We start from the raw sequence: 14095 nt of genomic DNA, 5'->3' as shown, positions 1-14095 counted from the left end.
ATCTAACACGGTGTGGACGGCTAGTTGCCCGCAAGGATCAGGTCGCTATCAAGCGTTGCGTCACCACCATTGATCACCAGATCCATCAGGGCGGTGGTTTCCGGTGCTATGTTGGTGGCAAAGAAGCTGGCCAGTGTCTTGCGGCGGGCCGCTGAAGGATCGTCATTTTCCGCAGCCTTGAGCGCTCCCTTGAGCATCAGGCATCCGCCAAGGGTGATGCCAAACATGCGCTGGAACGGGGTCGCCCCTGCCAGCGCCAGTTCAGTGCGGCCTTCTTTCAGGCAAGATAGCAGCCATTCGGTGGTGAAGTTCAGATCCTCGAGGCTCTCGCCCAGCTCTTCGCCTGCATCAGCCAGAACCGCGTCCTCGCTTTCAGCAGCCTTTTTGGCCCAGATGCCCATTTCGACAAACAGTTCCTTGACCGCCATACCGTCGGACAGGGGCAGCTTGCGGGTCACCAAGTCGATGGCCTGAATGCCGTTGGTGCCTTCATAGATCGAGGCGATGCGACTGTCGCGCAACAATTGTGCTGCGCCAGTTTCCTCAATGAATCCCATACCGCCATGAACCTGAATGCCAAGCGAGGCGACCTCGGTGCCCATGTCGGTGGAATAACTCTTGGCAATCGGTGTCAAAAGGCCAGCTCGCTCGCCCCAAAGCTTGGCTTGTTCACCATCTCCTGCCTTTGCGGCGGCATTGGTCCGGTCAAGAGCATTGGCGCAAAGATAGCAGATCGAACGGATGGCCTCCGTCGCCGCAGCCATGGTCATCAGCATGCGACGCACATCGGGATGAACGATGATCGGCTCCATCTCGGCATCTTTTGCTGCCGTAACGCTTTTGCCCTGCTTGCGCTCGGCAGCATAGTCGCGGGCCATCTGGAACGCGCGTTCAGCAACCCCCACGCCCTGAACCCCAACCATCAGTCGGGCATTGTTCATCATGGTGAACATGGCGGCCAAACCACGATTCTCCTCGCCGATCAACCAGCCAATGGCCCCACCATTGTCGCCATAGGACATCGTGCAGGTGGGCGAGGCATGGATGCCCATCTTGTGTTCCAGCCCGACGGCCCGAACGTCATTATGCGCGCCGAGCGACCCATCCTCATTGACGAGGAATTTCGGCACAAGAAACAGCGAAATGCCACGGGTGCCTGCCGGTGCATCGGGCAGTCGGGCCAGCACCATATGAATGATATTGTCGGTGATGTCATGCTCACCATAGGTGATGAAAATCTTCTGACCAGAAATCCTGTAGGTGCCATCGCCCACCGGCTCGGCGCGGGTGCGCATACCCGACAGGTCCGAGCCACAGCTCGGCTCGGTCAGATTCATGGTGCCCATCCATTCACCGGAAACCAGCTTTTCGAGATATTTGGCCTTCAGGTCGTCGGAAGCATGCCGTTCCATCGCCTCGACCGAGCCCATGGTCAAGGTCGGACCAATGGCAAAGGCCATCGAGCCCTGATTCCAGACTTCCATGGCCGCAGTGGCCATTTGCAGGGGCAGTGCCTGCCCACCAAACTCTTCCGGTCCGGTCAGAGCGTTCCAGCCACCTTCTGCCCAAGCGTGATAAAGCTCTTTCCAGCCCGGCGGGATGGTCACCTTGCCATCTTCGAGGCTGCAGCCATGCTGATCGGAATGGGCGAGCTTGGGTGCGACCTCTTCGGTATTGAAGCGACCGGCTTCTTCCATAATCGCATCGACCAGATCGTCAGACAGGTCGGGATAAAGTCCCTCCCCGAGCATCTCTGCAAGACCGGCAACATGCTTGAGCGTGAATGCCATATCCGCAACAGGTGTGCGATAGGTCATGATTGTTCCTCCCCGATCAATCGTCCGGGCAGCCTTCAGGTGCCCCTATTGATCAGGAAGAGTAACTATGTTGACGAGTACGTCAAGGGAATGTTGTTCATTCCTTCGCAGCAAAAGAGGCGCTTTTCCACTTCCTGAAGGGCAATTGCGACGCGAAGCGCCTGCTTTTGCGTTCAATGCTGGACGGATTGACAGGGCTCTTATAAAAAGCATCCACCTTACTTCAAGGAAAGCCGCCTCCATGACCAAGCCGACCGAAATCTGGCATCCGCAACTCTGTTTGATCGACCCTGCCACGGGTGCGGCGCTCGACAGCCTTGCCCGCGATGAAGGCTTTGTCAGTGTGCGCGACTGTTTGAGCGACGGTGGCCTTGTGGCCATCCCCACCGAGACAGTCTATGGACTGGCAGCCGATGCCACCAACCCGGAAGCCGTGGCCGGGATTTTCGCCGCCAAGGATCGGCCAAGTTTCAACCCGTTGATCTCGCATTTGCCCAATCTGGCGGCCGCCCAACGCCATGGATTCTTCAATCAAGAAGCCCTGATTTTGGCCAAGGCCTTCTGGCCCGGACCGTTGACCTTGGTGGTGCCTCGTCTGCCGGACAGCCCGATTGCCGATCTGACGTCCGCCGGGCTCGACACTGTGGCCTTGCGCGTGCCGGATGCGCCCTTGATGCGGGCCTTGTCGGCCGCGATTGACAAGCCGCTTGCCGCCCCGTCAGCCAACCGGTCTGGCCGGGTTAGTCCGACGAGTGCCGCGCATGTGCTGGAAGAATTGTCCGGGCGCATTGATTATATCGCAGACCTCGGCCCGTGCCGGGTCGGTGTGGAATCCACCGTTATACTATGTGTCGATGGTGCGCAGGTCACTTTGCTAAGACCGGGTGGGATCGCCACTGATGCAATAGAAACTGTGCTGCATCGCCCGCTGGCCCGTGCGGGAACAAACGATCAGACACCGACATCGCCGGGCATGCTGTCCTCGCATTATGCGCCTTCCATTCCGGTGCGTTTGAATGCCACCGAGATTGAAGATGGCGAAGCGTTGTTGGCTTTCGGGCCGGAGCTGCCTGAATATTCCAGCGATGCGGTTGCCATGATCAATCTGTCTGAACGTGGTGACAGCATGGAAGCGGCACAAAAATTGTTCGCTGCCCTGCGGGCGCTGGATCGCGACGATGTTGAAGCGATTGCGGTCGCCCCGATTCCCAATGGGGGGCTGGGCGAAGCGATCAACGATCGATTGCGGCGAGCAGCGCAAGGGCGCTGAGCCAAGCCGTTTTGAGTGCTATTGTCCCATCAGGCGCGCATAGAGGATCAATTCCGGGCGGTATTCAAAGTGCATGCCGTCGAAATGATGCCATTTGCCGCCCCAGATAAAGCCGCGCCGTTCAAAGGCCTCGACGATCTCATGCGGAATGGCATTGTCATAGCGTGCCGCCTTGCCGGGTTTGACACCCAACCATTTCCAATATTTACCCAACTGGCTGTTCACATCGACTGCTGAGCCGAAGGAGTGGCTACTGAGGCGCTTGGTACCGGAAATCACTCGCCAGTTGAAGCTGCCACCGATTTTGCGGAAATATTTGTCACGGCTTGGCTTTTGGAGGGCTATTTCCTCAAGCGCTGCGGCCAGTTGGGTATGAACGCAATGCTTCTTTGTCACCGAGAAGTTGGCCGTCAGCTTTGCGCCGCGATAGCGCACTGTGGTCAGGCTTTTGCGGGTTGCAGACTTGTTGTCGAACATCAGAGCGCGGAAGAAAGCCTCGTTGCGCACCCGGCCGGGATCGTGGAATGGGGTCTTTCTCTGCTCAAGCGAGAAATCGAGAGGGTAGCGATAGACGAACATGTCGCCGATGGTGGCGTTTTCGAGCCGCTCCGGCTTGGAAACCTTGCGCGGTCCTTCAAGCGGAACCACCTCGCCTGTCACCAGATGCACCGCGCCTGCCTTGATGGTCAGGCCGGGATAGGCTTGCGTCAGAGCATCATGCACCGGATTGCTGGTCTTGGTGAGGGACAAGGTGAGAAAGTCAACCGGCTTTGCACAGTCAGTTGCCAATGCTTGCGGCCCGCCAGACAGCGAACCGATGCAGAAGGCAACGAAGGGAAGAGCGAACCGGGTTTTGAGCATGCTGGACTCCATTTCGCACAATAGCCCGGTGATCGCGGGTGCCACAGACAATCACAGGCAATCACAGGCAATCACAGGCAAGCCATACCCCACTATCCCCGTTTTTCTGGCAAAAGACCATTCGTCAATGATAGCAGGATGCGTGGAAAAGGCGCCTGTCAGCCTCTCGGATCGTCAGCGTGGATCATAGCTCAGTTCGAGGCGGTTGCCGCCCGGTTCATACAGCATGCAATGCTTCTTGGGGCCCTTGCCGGACAATTCCGGAGCAAACTCGACGACCACATCCGGCCATTCACTCACTTGTTTAAAGAGAGACAAGAGCGCCTCTTCACTGGGGAGCTTCAGGGCAATGTGATGCAGGCCGATATTATGGTGGCGGTCAAAATTGGTCGGATCATCGGTTTTCGCCTGCCAGAGGGTGAGTTTTGCTGTACCGTCTGTCACATAAGCTGAAGGATAATCAGGATTGCCACCAAACTGCTCCCAACCAAGGCAATCGGTAAAAAAGGACAGGCTCAGCATCAGGTCCGAAACAGTGAGACCGACATGGTCAATGCCTTGGGTTGCTGCGGTTTGGGTCATGCTGTTGCTCCGATTGAGATTTGTTGCCTTGGCGTGCGAAAGGTCGAGCCAGTTTCCAAGAGACAAAAAAAGCGGCATGCCCGTAGAGCCAGTTGCTGGGGCATGTCGCTTTTGATCAAGATAAATCAAGAGTTGTGGATGTCAAGCTTTCGAGCTGTCCACCTCACCCTTGTCGACGCGCTTGGAGAAGGCGGTGTCTTCACCGGCGGCCAGCAATTTGGCTTGCTCGATCCACTCTTCGCGATCGATGCGTCCCTTGAAGCTGAGGAAAGTGGTCACCCAGTTGATTTCCTTGCGTGACCAATTGGCGATCTGATCAAAGTGATAGATGCCCAGATCGTTAAGCTTGCCTTCGAGCACCTTGCCAACGCCCTTGATGCGTTTGAGATCGTCCGCAGCATTGTCCCTTGGTGCAGCCAGCATTTGCGGCTTGGCCCCGGCGGCATTGGCTTTGTCTTCCGCTGAAGCATCCTTTGGCAGGGCAGCAAGGGCGGCAGCGACCTCTGCTTCTTCAGCCGCAAGATCCACCGTCTCGTTTGGTTTTACCGGAGCCGTTTTTGCTGCAGTTGCTTTTGCTGGGGCTTTTGCCTTGGGAGCGGCTTTTGCTTTGGCCTTTGCCGGCGTTTGGGCTTTGGTCGTTGGCGCGGCTGCGGCGAGCAAGCCCTTGGCTTGTGGGATCCACTCTTCGCGTTCAATCCGCCCCTTGAAGCTGAGGAAGGTGGTCACCCAATTGACTTCCGCTTGGCTCCAGTTGGCGATCTGCTCAAAGTGATGGATGCCCAGATCGTTGAGCTTGCCTTCGAGCACCTTGCCGATTCCCTTGATCTTTTTGAGATCATCCGCCTTGCCACCCTTGGGCTTTTTGAGCAGGGTTGGACGGGAGCCAACCGCATTGGCGCGGTCTTCATCGGACGCGTCGGCTGGCAGAGCAGCAAGGGCTGCAGCCATACCTGCTTCGTCAGAGACAGCTTCGCTGGCGGCGGCATAGTCCGTGCCCAACTGGGTCAGTTCGGCATCGCTGGCACCAAGACTTGCGGCTTCCACCACGGCCTCGCGGGCCTCTTCGGCTTTTTCTGCCGCAGAGGGAGCCTCGACAGTTTCCTCTGCCTTTGGTGCCTGATTAGCATCACCGGCTTCGCTGGCGGCGGCATAGTCCGTGCCCAACTGGGTCAGTTCGGCATCGCTGGCACCAAGACTTGCGGCTTCCACCACGGCCTCGCGGGCCTCTTCGGCTTTTTCTGCCGCAGAGGGAGCCTCGACAGTTTCCTCCGCCTTTGGTGCCTGATTGGCATCACCGGCTTCGCTGGCGGCGGCATAATCCGTGCCCAACTGGGTCAATTCGGCATCGCTGGCACCAAGACTTGCAGCTTCCACCACAGCCTCACGGGCCTCTTCGGTCTTGGCGGCAATTTCATCATTCAGGAAGCTCGCATCCGCATCGGAATATTGCTCAAAATGCGCGTCATCCGGCGTCTCGACCGGCGGCTCCTTGTCTTCTTCGATCGCGACCACCGTCATGTCACGCAACACGGCCTTGTCGACCTCGACGGTCTGGCCTTCCAGATCCTTGTTGGTCTTTGCGGCAAGGGCCTCAGCTTCGGCTTCCAGATGGGCTTCGGCCATTTTGGTGAGGACCTTGTCCTTCACGTCGGTCAGCTTGGAGACAGTGGCCGAGCCAACGGCGGTGCTGGCTGCTGCGGCGGCCAGTTTCTCCTTGGTTGCCTTGCGCTGGTCTGCGGCGGCAGGAGAGAAGTAGCGACGGAAATAGCCACCGAGCATCATGCCAATGACGACGGCGAAAATGATCAGGACAAGTTCCTGCCAGAATAGAGCGGTCATGGATCTTCTCCCCTTCCCTAGCGTTGGTCTTTTTCAGGGTCACTGGCCAACCAGCCGATAACCGCACCCAAAGCCAGCCCAAGCAGCAGCAATGGATAGAGATTTGCAATTAGATATCCCATTTCTATCTCCTCAGGACCTTATTGAGCCAAAATGACAAATTCGATACGGCGGTTTTTTGCCTTGCCTTCGGCAGTGTCGTTGCTTTCAACGGGCATGGTTTCACCATAGCCTTTCGGCTCGAGGCGGTCTTGCGACAGCCCCGCTTCGCTGAGATAGGCGACCACGGCATCGGCGCGACGTTCAGACAGCTGCTGATTGGTGGCATCGTCCCCGTCGCTGTCGGTGTGGCCAGCAATCTGGATACGACTGTCAGGGCAACGGCGGGCGGTGTAAATCAGCCCATCAAGCAGACCGAAGGAATCTTCCGAAATGGTTGACTTGCCAGAGTCGAACAGGATCGTATTGTCCGCCAATGCACCACGCATCAGGGTTTGGCAGACACCGGCATCGACCACTTCGCCGGGAGCGGCCACCGACAAATCCGCACTCAATGTGAACCCGTCTGGCAGGATGCCAGTCAGGCTGTCCTTCACCTTCTGCATGGCGGCATCATAATAAGCCCCGCCTTTCAGCGACAGGCCTTCGGGGCTGAGATCGGCAATCCCGGCATCAAGGCGGGAAACCGCCTGAAGGCTGGTCAGCGCGGCCTTCTTGAACTCGTCATAGCCAAGGCCAGCAATCTTGACACCTTCCTGAATCGCCAACTCCAACTTAACGCCAGTCTGACCAAATTTACGGGTTGCCTGATCGACAAGCTGGTTTTTGATTTCCTCGCTCGGCACCGTGCCGAAAATAGAAACCCCTTGTTCGGTGCGGCTGATCAGCAAACCATCTTTTGCCTTTGCACTGCCCCCCTTGTCGGTGTCCTCGGCCGGGGCCTTGGGTTCGGCAATTTTGAGGTCAAGCTTGATGGCTCCGAGGTCTGCGGCGGCCAGTCGGGACTGAATGGCGTTGAACAGTTCGATATGATCCTTGTTGCCGTCTTCCAGCGTGCCGGTGACGGTCAAGGTGTCATCGACCAGCATGATTTTGGCATTGGGCAGTTGGCTAGCCAGATCAGCGGAAAGGGCCACGACTTTGTCCATCCCATCCGGCGCGCCGCGCGAAGCTTCGGCACTGGAGGCGAAGACGACGCCGTCAAACAGCGTTTGCATTTCGGCCGGCACGCTCTTGGAGAGATCGTAAGGCAGGTAACCGATCATGGCGAGCTTGTTGCCATCGCGCTCCAGCCCCCAGGTGAAGGGGGAATGCGTTGGCAGCAAGGTGGCTTCGTCAGTGATGGCATGAACGCCCCAAACAATGTCGATCAGTTCAACCGCCCAAGCGCTGACTCCCTCTTCCGGTGCGACACCGGTCAACACGCCATCGCGGCCATCAAAGGTAACTGTTGCCCAATCCATCCCCTTGTCGGCAAGTATGGCAGTCGCCCGTTCGGTCAGGTCGGCCTCCATCTTCGCGGTCTTGGTATATAGACTGATCGCAGTGACGACCCCGACGGCCAAGGCACCGGGAATCACCCAGTTCTTCAACATTGACATTCTGACAGTCCCTTCTCGTGATGTCTGCGCCTGCCCCACATTGTCCGACCGGGCGGCGCGGCCCGTCTGTTGTTGATGCCAGACTAACCCACTCGGTGACAAGGTGAAAGGCAAAGCACCGGCAATGCTTGGAAAAATTAACCTTTCCTGACGCGACCTGTTCTGTAGGATAGGGACTCTGCCCAATGGCACTGCCACATGACGTGACTCCTGCGTCCCTTCCATCCGCATTTTCGCCTATTTGCTGAGGTTTCGGTACAGCGACATGACCATGCAATCCCTTTCCAATCGACAGGCAAGGCGAATCGCCTTGAAGGCGCAGGGTTTTCTACCCCAAATGCGTGGCCTGAAGCGCCCGGATCAACGCCATCTGGCAGCCATCTTCGATTCCATCGGGCTGTTGCAGATCGACAGCGTCAATGTGCTGGACCGGGCGCACTATCTCACCCTGTTTGCCCGGCTAGGGGCTTATGATCGCAAGCTGATCGACCGGGCAGCCCATGAAGTGACGTCCCTCAGCAAACCGAAGGCCTATTTCGAATATTGGGGGCATGAGGCCTCGATCCTGCCCGTGGCCCTGTATCCGGCGCTTCGCTGGCGGATGGAGGATGCAGCCCGCCATCAGGGGCTTTGGGGTGGCATTGGTCGCTTTGCGAAAGAAAATCCCGAGCGGGTGGAAGCGGTCTATCGCACGATTGAAGAACAAGGCCCGATCGGGGTCGGAGCGCTGGACAAGGAGCGCAAGGGCAAAGGCGCTTGGTGGGGCTGGAGCGACACCAAGATAGCGCTGGAATTTCTGTTCTGGTCAGGCCGGATCACTTCGGCGGGGCGGCAGACTTTTGCCCGGCTTTATGACATCCCCGAGCGGGTGTTGCCCGCCGATATTCTGGCCCAAGGCACCTTGCCCGCCGGTGAGGCCAAGCGGCAGCTGATCGAGATCGGTGCACGCAGCCACGGTGTCGGGACCGAGGCCTGTTTTCGCGACTATTTCCGTCTATCACCCAAAGACAGCAAGCAAGCGGTTGCCGAACTGGTCGAGATGGGTGTTCTGGACCCGGTCGAGGTGGAAGGCTTTGCCAAACAGGCCTATTTGCACAAGGACGCCGTCATCCCGGCGCGTGCCCAGTGTCAGGCTTTGCTGGCGCCGTTCGATTCCCTGATTTTCATGCGCGACCGGGCGGAGACCCTGTTCAACTTCCGTTACCGGATCGAGATTTATGTGCCCAAGGAAAAGCGCCAGTTTGGCTATTATGTGCTGCCTTTCCTGATGGGCGATCAGTTGGTGGCACGGCTGGACCTGAAGGCCAATCGGCAGGAGGGCATTCTGGAAGTCTTCGCCAGCCATGGTGAACCGAAAATTGATCAGGGAAAAGTGGCCAAAGCACTGATCGCAGAGCTTGAGATGATGGCGCAATGGATGGGCCTGTCCGATATCCGGATCCATGAACAGGGGGATCTGGCAGTAAGCCTCAAACAGGCAAGCGCGGAATAGAAAAAAGGAGCCCGAATGGCGGCGGTGTGGTGAAGCCACCATTCGGGCCCGAAAGCCAATGCGCGGGCTTTCGTATTGGGCAAGTGCGTGGCAATCCTTGTCCTCAGGGATGCATGCGACCGGCCCTTTGAGTTGCCGGCATCCCCATAGGGTGGTCACGCCCCGAAAAAGCGGCGAGGCGATGGCCAGAGTTTCCACCCAAAGGTTGCCAGAGGTTAGAACGAACAAAAATCCTCATAAACCCGTCAGACGGGGTCCGCTTGGCCAATGAACAGGGAGGCACTCATTGGCCGGATCGGGTCTGTTATGCCTTGGTGCGAAAGGCGGTCGACGCTGACATCATCAACGTGCAAAAGGCCAGTCGGGCATATTTCAGGCGTGATGGCTTCATGCTAGGCAAATGATAAGGTGTCATGGGTCTGCTCACTTTGTTCCGCGTGGCATTGAGGGTTGAAGACTAATGATGCCCGAACCTTACCCGCATGCATCTATCACTGGCCAATCACGACCGGTTGACTTTGATCACGACATCATGAACAGAGCGTGAGGTGTGAATAGAAGGCACATCACAGGCTGACAGGAGCTGCGAATGACACTGGACATCAACCGGATTGAATGCCTGATTTTCGATCTTGATGGCACCCTCGTCGACAGCGAGGTTTTGTGCCAACAGGCCCATTGCGATGTGGTGCCGGACCTCGACTGGGACGCTGCCTATTTGATCAACCATTATCGGGGCATCAAGCTGGTGGATATCGTCCGGGCGATCGAAGACCGGATCGGGCAATCGCTGGGCGCAGATTATGAAACGCGGTATCGCGCACGGGTGGCCGAGCTGTTTGACAGCCAGTTGCAAGCCTTCCCCGATGTGACGGAAACGGTCAAGGCACTTGATCTGCCGCGCTGTATCGCATCATCTGGCCCGTTGAAAAAGATGCGCCATTCGCTGGGGCTGACAGGCCTGTTGCCCTTGTTCGAGCCGCATTTGTTCAGCTCCTATGCCATTGACAGCTGGAAGCCGGAGCCGGATCTGTTTCTGCATGCGGCCGAGACGATGGGCGTTGCGCCAGAGGCCTGTCTGGTGATTGAGGATAGCGGTCCCGGCATTGAGGCGGCCAAGGCGGCAGGCATGCAATATCTGCTACATTGCCCGGACAGCCATCAGCCACCCAAAGGCTATGATGGGCCGCATTTTTCGCACTATGCTTCCTTTCCCCTGCTGGGGCCTCACTCACAGGTCTGATCAGTCAGGCCACCTGTGAAAAGGCTTTTGGGGTGGTTGAGCAGAGACTTGCCTTCCATGTCGCCGACATTGAGAATATCGACGGCAATGGCAAGAGAAGCCGGAGCCAAGTCGGCGGGGACCGATGAGACCGTGATCGGCACCGTTCGTTGTTCGCCGGGTTTCAATCCACCCCGTAATGTACGGGACATTTCCTTTTGCGTGAAAGGCAGGCGACGCCCTTCTGTGGTGATGACATAGCTGAAAGCCAGTGAGCCGATGGGCCAACGAAGGCCGTTGGTCAATGTTAGCTCCAGATCGTCATAAAGCCCTTCTTTCCGCACGAAATGCACGGCAAGCGGGATTTTGTCACTCAGGCAGTGACGCACCGCGATCAGATGCTGTTCAAGCTCCTCTTGGCGCTTTTCCGCCTCGGCATCCAACGCAGCGATGCGCTCGAACGGATTTGGCTGCTTGTTGCGGTCAACGAAGGATCCGGCATTCTCGTTTGTGGGGGCGGGATCGGAGGGCTGTCTCTCTCCTGCGGCCATCACAGCTCCCAGCGAAACACCATCAAGGGTGACATGAGCGGCATCCAGCGCCATCGGCAGGAAAGGCGCGGCCTCTTGGGCGGTCATTCCATGGGTCAGCGGGAAATCGCTCAGGATCAGGGCATTCAACCCGCGCCGGAAGATTACCCGTTCGTCTTCGGACAAGAGGCGCGACAAGGCCTTGATGGAGCGGAAAAAGGAATCGCGTGAAAATCCATTGATCGGCTCCTTGGGGTTCCAACCTTCAGCCAAGGTCGATCCGGTCAGAAACCATGTTGCCAAACCGGCTAGTATCAATTTCCGCATGCGCTCCCCCTGCCCTGATCTTGGGCTTTCTGTTTGAGGGCCACTAAAGCAGAAAGGCAGGGACCTGTCACTTGAGCATGGTCAAGAGGCGGGGCGTGGAGCAACAAAAAACGGCCCCGAAGGGCCGCTTGGTCTGGTCAATGCACTCGATCCAATCACCCAAAATCCGGCCCGCGTGGACGGTAGGTGTTGGTGTCCTGCCAATCTTCCATCAGGGTGCGCAAGCCCGGATCGGAGCCTTCGGGCAGAATGATCTTGGCCGTGACAAACAAGTCTCCCCGGTTGCCATCACGGTCCGGCAGGCCCTTGCCTTTCAGGCGCATCGATTTGCCCGAGCTCATGCCTGCAGGCACCTTGATTTCCACCTTGCCTTCCAGCGTCGGGATGCGGATCCGTGCACCGAGCACCGCTTCATAAAGGGTCAATGGCAGGTCAAGGCGGATATTCCGATCCTCTACTTTGAACAGCCTGTGCGGTAGGATCTCGATGGTCACCAGAGCGTCGCCAGCTGGACCGGTGCGGGACTCAAAGCCCTGCCCTTTCATGCGGATGGTCTGGCCGTCCTTGACGCCGTTGGGCACCTTCATGTCGAGGCTCTTACCGGTGGGCAGATGCACCCGGCGTTTGTCATCCGAAACAAGGTCTTCAAGGCTCACCGACAATTTGGCTTCGGCATCCTGCCCCTTTTGCGGCTGAGCACGCTGGCGTGTGCCTCCAAACGGGTCATTTCGGGCACCGGTGCCAAAGGGGCTGCCGCCTGGGCGACCGCCGCCCATATTGCCGAAAATCTCATTGAGAATGTCTTCTGCCGCTCCGCCGCCAAAGCCGCCGCCTGTCGCATTGCCAAAGGGATTGCCACGACCGCCGAACGGATCACCACCGCCACCGCCAAAGCCCTGAAACCGTTCTTTGCCTTCGGCATCGATTTCGCCATTGTCAAAACGGGTGCGTTTTTCCTTGTCGCCGACAATCTCGTAGGCCTGATTGACTTCAGAAAATTTTTCCTGCGCTTTCGGGTCGTTTTTGTTCTGATCCGGGTGATATTGCTTGGCAAGTTTGCGAAAGGCGCTTTTGATCTCACGCTCATTTGCCGATCTTGGCACCCCAAGAACGCTATATGGATCTCTCATGTCTTTCCTCACCCCCGCCACCGGGCCCAAATGGCGCCTGTTGGCAGTGTTACTGGTTGCGTGATGTGAGCCAGCCTTGGCGCCGGTCGGCAGCCTTCAGAAGTCCCTTTTGCAAGGCTTCCGCCCCAACTCACAGTCAGGTTCAAATGCCTTTCACCAAGCCAATTGATCGCCATCCAACAGCGGTCAAAAGACAAGGGGAAAAGCAGCACAGCGACGGCCGCAGTCCTTCAACAAGCAACCGCGGGCGAATCCGTCACGCTGTTCTTTTCATGTCACCCCTGATATAGAGAGTTCCAACGCAAATTTCCATAGGATTGCTAGAAACCATGAATATCGATCTTCTTCGCCGCCTTTGCGAAACGCCGGGTGTTCCGGGTCGTGAACATCGGGTCCGTGCCCTGATTGAATCTGAAATCGAGGGCCTGTTCGACGAAACCTACGTCGATCCGATGGGGTCGCTGATCTGCACCCGCTATCCGACTGCGGATTTGCCGGACGATTCGGAAGCGGAACGCATCCTGCTGCTCTGCCATATGGATGAAATCGGGTTCCTGGTCAGCCATGTGTCCGACAAGGGCTTTTTGCATATTGACCCGGTTGGCGGTTTTGACCCTCGCACCCTGTTTGCCCGCCGCGTGCTGGTTTGCACCAAGGATGGTGACTATAAGGGCGTGATGAATGCGGGCGGCAAAGCTTTGCATATTTCGTCGCCAGAAGAGCGCAAAAAGCTGCCCGAAGTGACCGACTTCATTGTTGATCTGGGCATGGGCGAAGAAGCCAAGAGCAAAGTCAAAGTTGGCGATTTCATCGTCATGGACGAGCCGCTGCTTGATCTCGACAAGAAAGTCGTCTCCAAGGCGCTCGACAACCGCATTGCCTGCTGGCTGGGCATCGAAGCCATCCGCCAAATGGTTGAGGCCGACGTCAAGCATGCTTGCGAAATCGTTGTTGCCTTCACCGCTCAGGAAGAAGTGGGTTTGCGCGGCGCACGCACCGCTTCCTTTGGCGTTGCTCCGGACATTGCCCTCGGCATTGACACGACGCTGGCCTGTGACACGCCGGGTACCCCTGAAAAAGACACCGTCACCGTTCAGGGCAAGGGCTTTGGCCTGCATGTGAAGGATGGCTCCTTCATCGCCGATATTGATCTGGTGGAAGAAATCGAAGCCTTGGCCGAAGACAAAGGCATTGCTTGCCAGCGCACGATCCTTGCCCGAGGCGGTCAGGATGGGGCGGCTGGTCAGCAGGCTGGGTCTGGCGCCCGTGCCATCGGCATCGTGGTCGGCACCCGCTATATCCATACGGTCACCGAGATGATCGAAAAAGACGATCTGATTGCCGCCCGCGATATCATCGCGGCTTATCTCGGCAGCAAGTAAGCTTTGCGCCTTTGGGGCAAATGAATGCGAAAAGGGGAGCGT

11 protein-coding genes are annotated in these 14095 nt (G+C 57.6%); 4 read left to right on the top strand and 7 right to left on the bottom strand.

Annotated elements, in window-relative coordinates; all coding sequences use genetic code 11:
* Positions 1-20 precede the first annotated feature (20 nt).
* Positions 21-1817 (bottom strand): acyl-CoA dehydrogenase family protein, encoded by a 1797-nt coding sequence (locus tag DSD30_RS12165; RefSeq protein ID WP_114009956.1) that lies wholly within the window; start codon positions 1815-1817, stop codon positions 21-23.
* Between the two features lie 241 nt (positions 1818-2058).
* On the opposite strand from DSD30_RS12165, the gene DSD30_RS12160 reads away from it, so the two are divergent.
* Positions 2059-3087 carry an L-threonylcarbamoyladenylate synthase gene (locus tag DSD30_RS12160; RefSeq protein WP_114009955.1) on the top strand — a complete coding sequence of 343 codons (1029 nt, stop codon included), beginning with the start codon at positions 2059-2061 and terminating at the stop codon, positions 3085-3087.
* An 18-nt stretch (positions 3088-3105) separates the two neighbouring features.
* On the opposite strand, the gene DSD30_RS12155 is transcribed toward DSD30_RS12160, so the two are convergent.
* The 4 genes from DSD30_RS12155 to DSD30_RS12140 all read right to left on the bottom strand — a co-directional run bounded on the left by DSD30_RS12155 (position 3106) and on the right by DSD30_RS12140 (position 7970).
* Entirely contained in the window at positions 3106-3948 is an 843-nt protein-coding gene (locus DSD30_RS12155) for a M15 family metallopeptidase (protein ID WP_198662934.1), read from the bottom strand.
* 174 nt (positions 3949-4122) lie between these two features.
* Positions 4123-4530, bottom strand: a complete 408-nt coding sequence (locus tag DSD30_RS12150; RefSeq protein WP_114010420.1) for a VOC family protein — start codon at positions 4528-4530, stop codon at positions 4123-4125.
* Positions 4531-4671: 141 nt separating this feature from the next.
* Entirely contained in the window at positions 4672-6369 is a 1698-nt protein-coding gene (locus DSD30_RS12145; RefSeq protein WP_114009954.1) for an NADH-quinone oxidoreductase subunit E, read from the bottom strand.
* A 140-nt stretch (positions 6370-6509) separates the two neighbouring features.
* Positions 6510-7970 carry an OmpA family protein gene (locus tag DSD30_RS12140; RefSeq protein ID WP_157967681.1) on the bottom strand — a complete coding sequence of 487 codons (1461 nt, stop codon included), beginning with the start codon at positions 7968-7970 and terminating at the stop codon, positions 6510-6512.
* 265 nt (positions 7971-8235) lie between these two features.
* Between DSD30_RS12140 and DSD30_RS12135 the strand changes: the two genes are divergently transcribed.
* The gene (locus DSD30_RS12135) at positions 8236-9462 is read left to right on the top strand and encodes a winged helix-turn-helix domain-containing protein (RefSeq protein ID WP_114009952.1); all 1227 of its coding nucleotides are present in this window, start codon (positions 8236-8238) and stop codon (positions 9460-9462) included.
* Between the two features lie 589 nt (positions 9463-10051).
* Positions 10052-10705 carry an HAD-IA family hydrolase gene (locus DSD30_RS12130; protein WP_114009951.1) on the top strand — a complete coding sequence of 218 codons (654 nt, stop codon included), beginning with the start codon at positions 10052-10054 and terminating at the stop codon, positions 10703-10705.
* Here DSD30_RS12130 and DSD30_RS12125 read toward each other — a convergent pair.
* Entirely contained in the window at positions 10690-11541 is an 852-nt protein-coding gene (locus tag DSD30_RS12125; RefSeq protein ID WP_114009950.1) for a hypothetical protein, read from the bottom strand. The genes DSD30_RS12130 and DSD30_RS12125 overlap by 16 nt on opposite strands.
* Before the next feature lie 155 nt (positions 11542-11696).
* Positions 11697-12671, bottom strand: a complete 975-nt coding sequence (locus DSD30_RS12120; RefSeq protein WP_114009949.1) for a DnaJ C-terminal domain-containing protein — start codon at positions 12669-12671, stop codon at positions 11697-11699.
* Between the two features lie 329 nt (positions 12672-13000).
* On the opposite strand from DSD30_RS12120, the gene DSD30_RS12115 reads away from it, so the two are divergent.
* Positions 13001-14053, top strand: coding sequence for a M42 family metallopeptidase (locus DSD30_RS12115; protein ID WP_114009948.1), 1053 nt, complete (start codon positions 13001-13003; stop codon positions 14051-14053).
* Positions 14054-14095: the final 42 nt, after the last annotated feature.

The sequence above is a fragment of the Cohaesibacter intestini genome (assembly GCF_003324485.1).
GTDB classification, from domain to species: Bacteria; Pseudomonadota; Alphaproteobacteria; order Rhizobiales; family Cohaesibacteraceae; genus Cohaesibacter; species Cohaesibacter intestini.
This window is presented reverse-complemented; position numbering and strand designations above follow the sequence as displayed.

Coding starts and splice junctions, on each gene's coding strand:
- DSD30_RS12165 (WP_114009956.1), bottom strand. CDS start 1,817: ATGACCTATCGCACACCTGTTGCGGATATGGCATTCACGCTCAAGCAT.
- DSD30_RS12160 (WP_114009955.1), top strand. CDS start 2,059: ATGACCAAGCCGACCGAAATCTGGCATCCGCAACTCTGTTTGATCGAC.
- DSD30_RS12155 (WP_198662934.1), bottom strand. CDS start 3,948: ATGCTCAAAACCCGGTTCGCTCTTCCCTTCGTTGCCTTCTGCATCGGT.
- DSD30_RS12150 (WP_114010420.1), bottom strand. CDS start 4,530: ATGACCCAAACCGCAGCAACCCAAGGCATTGACCATGTCGGTCTCACT.
- DSD30_RS12145 (WP_114009954.1), bottom strand. CDS start 6,369: ATGACCGCTCTATTCTGGCAGGAACTTGTCCTGATCATTTTCGCCGTC.
- DSD30_RS12140 (WP_157967681.1), bottom strand. CDS start 7,970: ATGTCAATGTTGAAGAACTGGGTGATTCCCGGTGCCTTGGCCGTCGGG.
- DSD30_RS12135 (WP_114009952.1), top strand. CDS start 8,236: ATGACCATGCAATCCCTTTCCAATCGACAGGCAAGGCGAATCGCCTTG.
- DSD30_RS12130 (WP_114009951.1), top strand. CDS start 10,052: ATGACACTGGACATCAACCGGATTGAATGCCTGATTTTCGATCTTGAT.
- DSD30_RS12125 (WP_114009950.1), bottom strand. CDS start 11,541: ATGCGGAAATTGATACTAGCCGGTTTGGCAACATGGTTTCTGACCGGA.
- DSD30_RS12120 (WP_114009949.1), bottom strand. CDS start 12,671: ATGAGAGATCCATATAGCGTTCTTGGGGTGCCAAGATCGGCAAATGAG.
- DSD30_RS12115 (WP_114009948.1), top strand. CDS start 13,001: ATGAATATCGATCTTCTTCGCCGCCTTTGCGAAACGCCGGGTGTTCCG.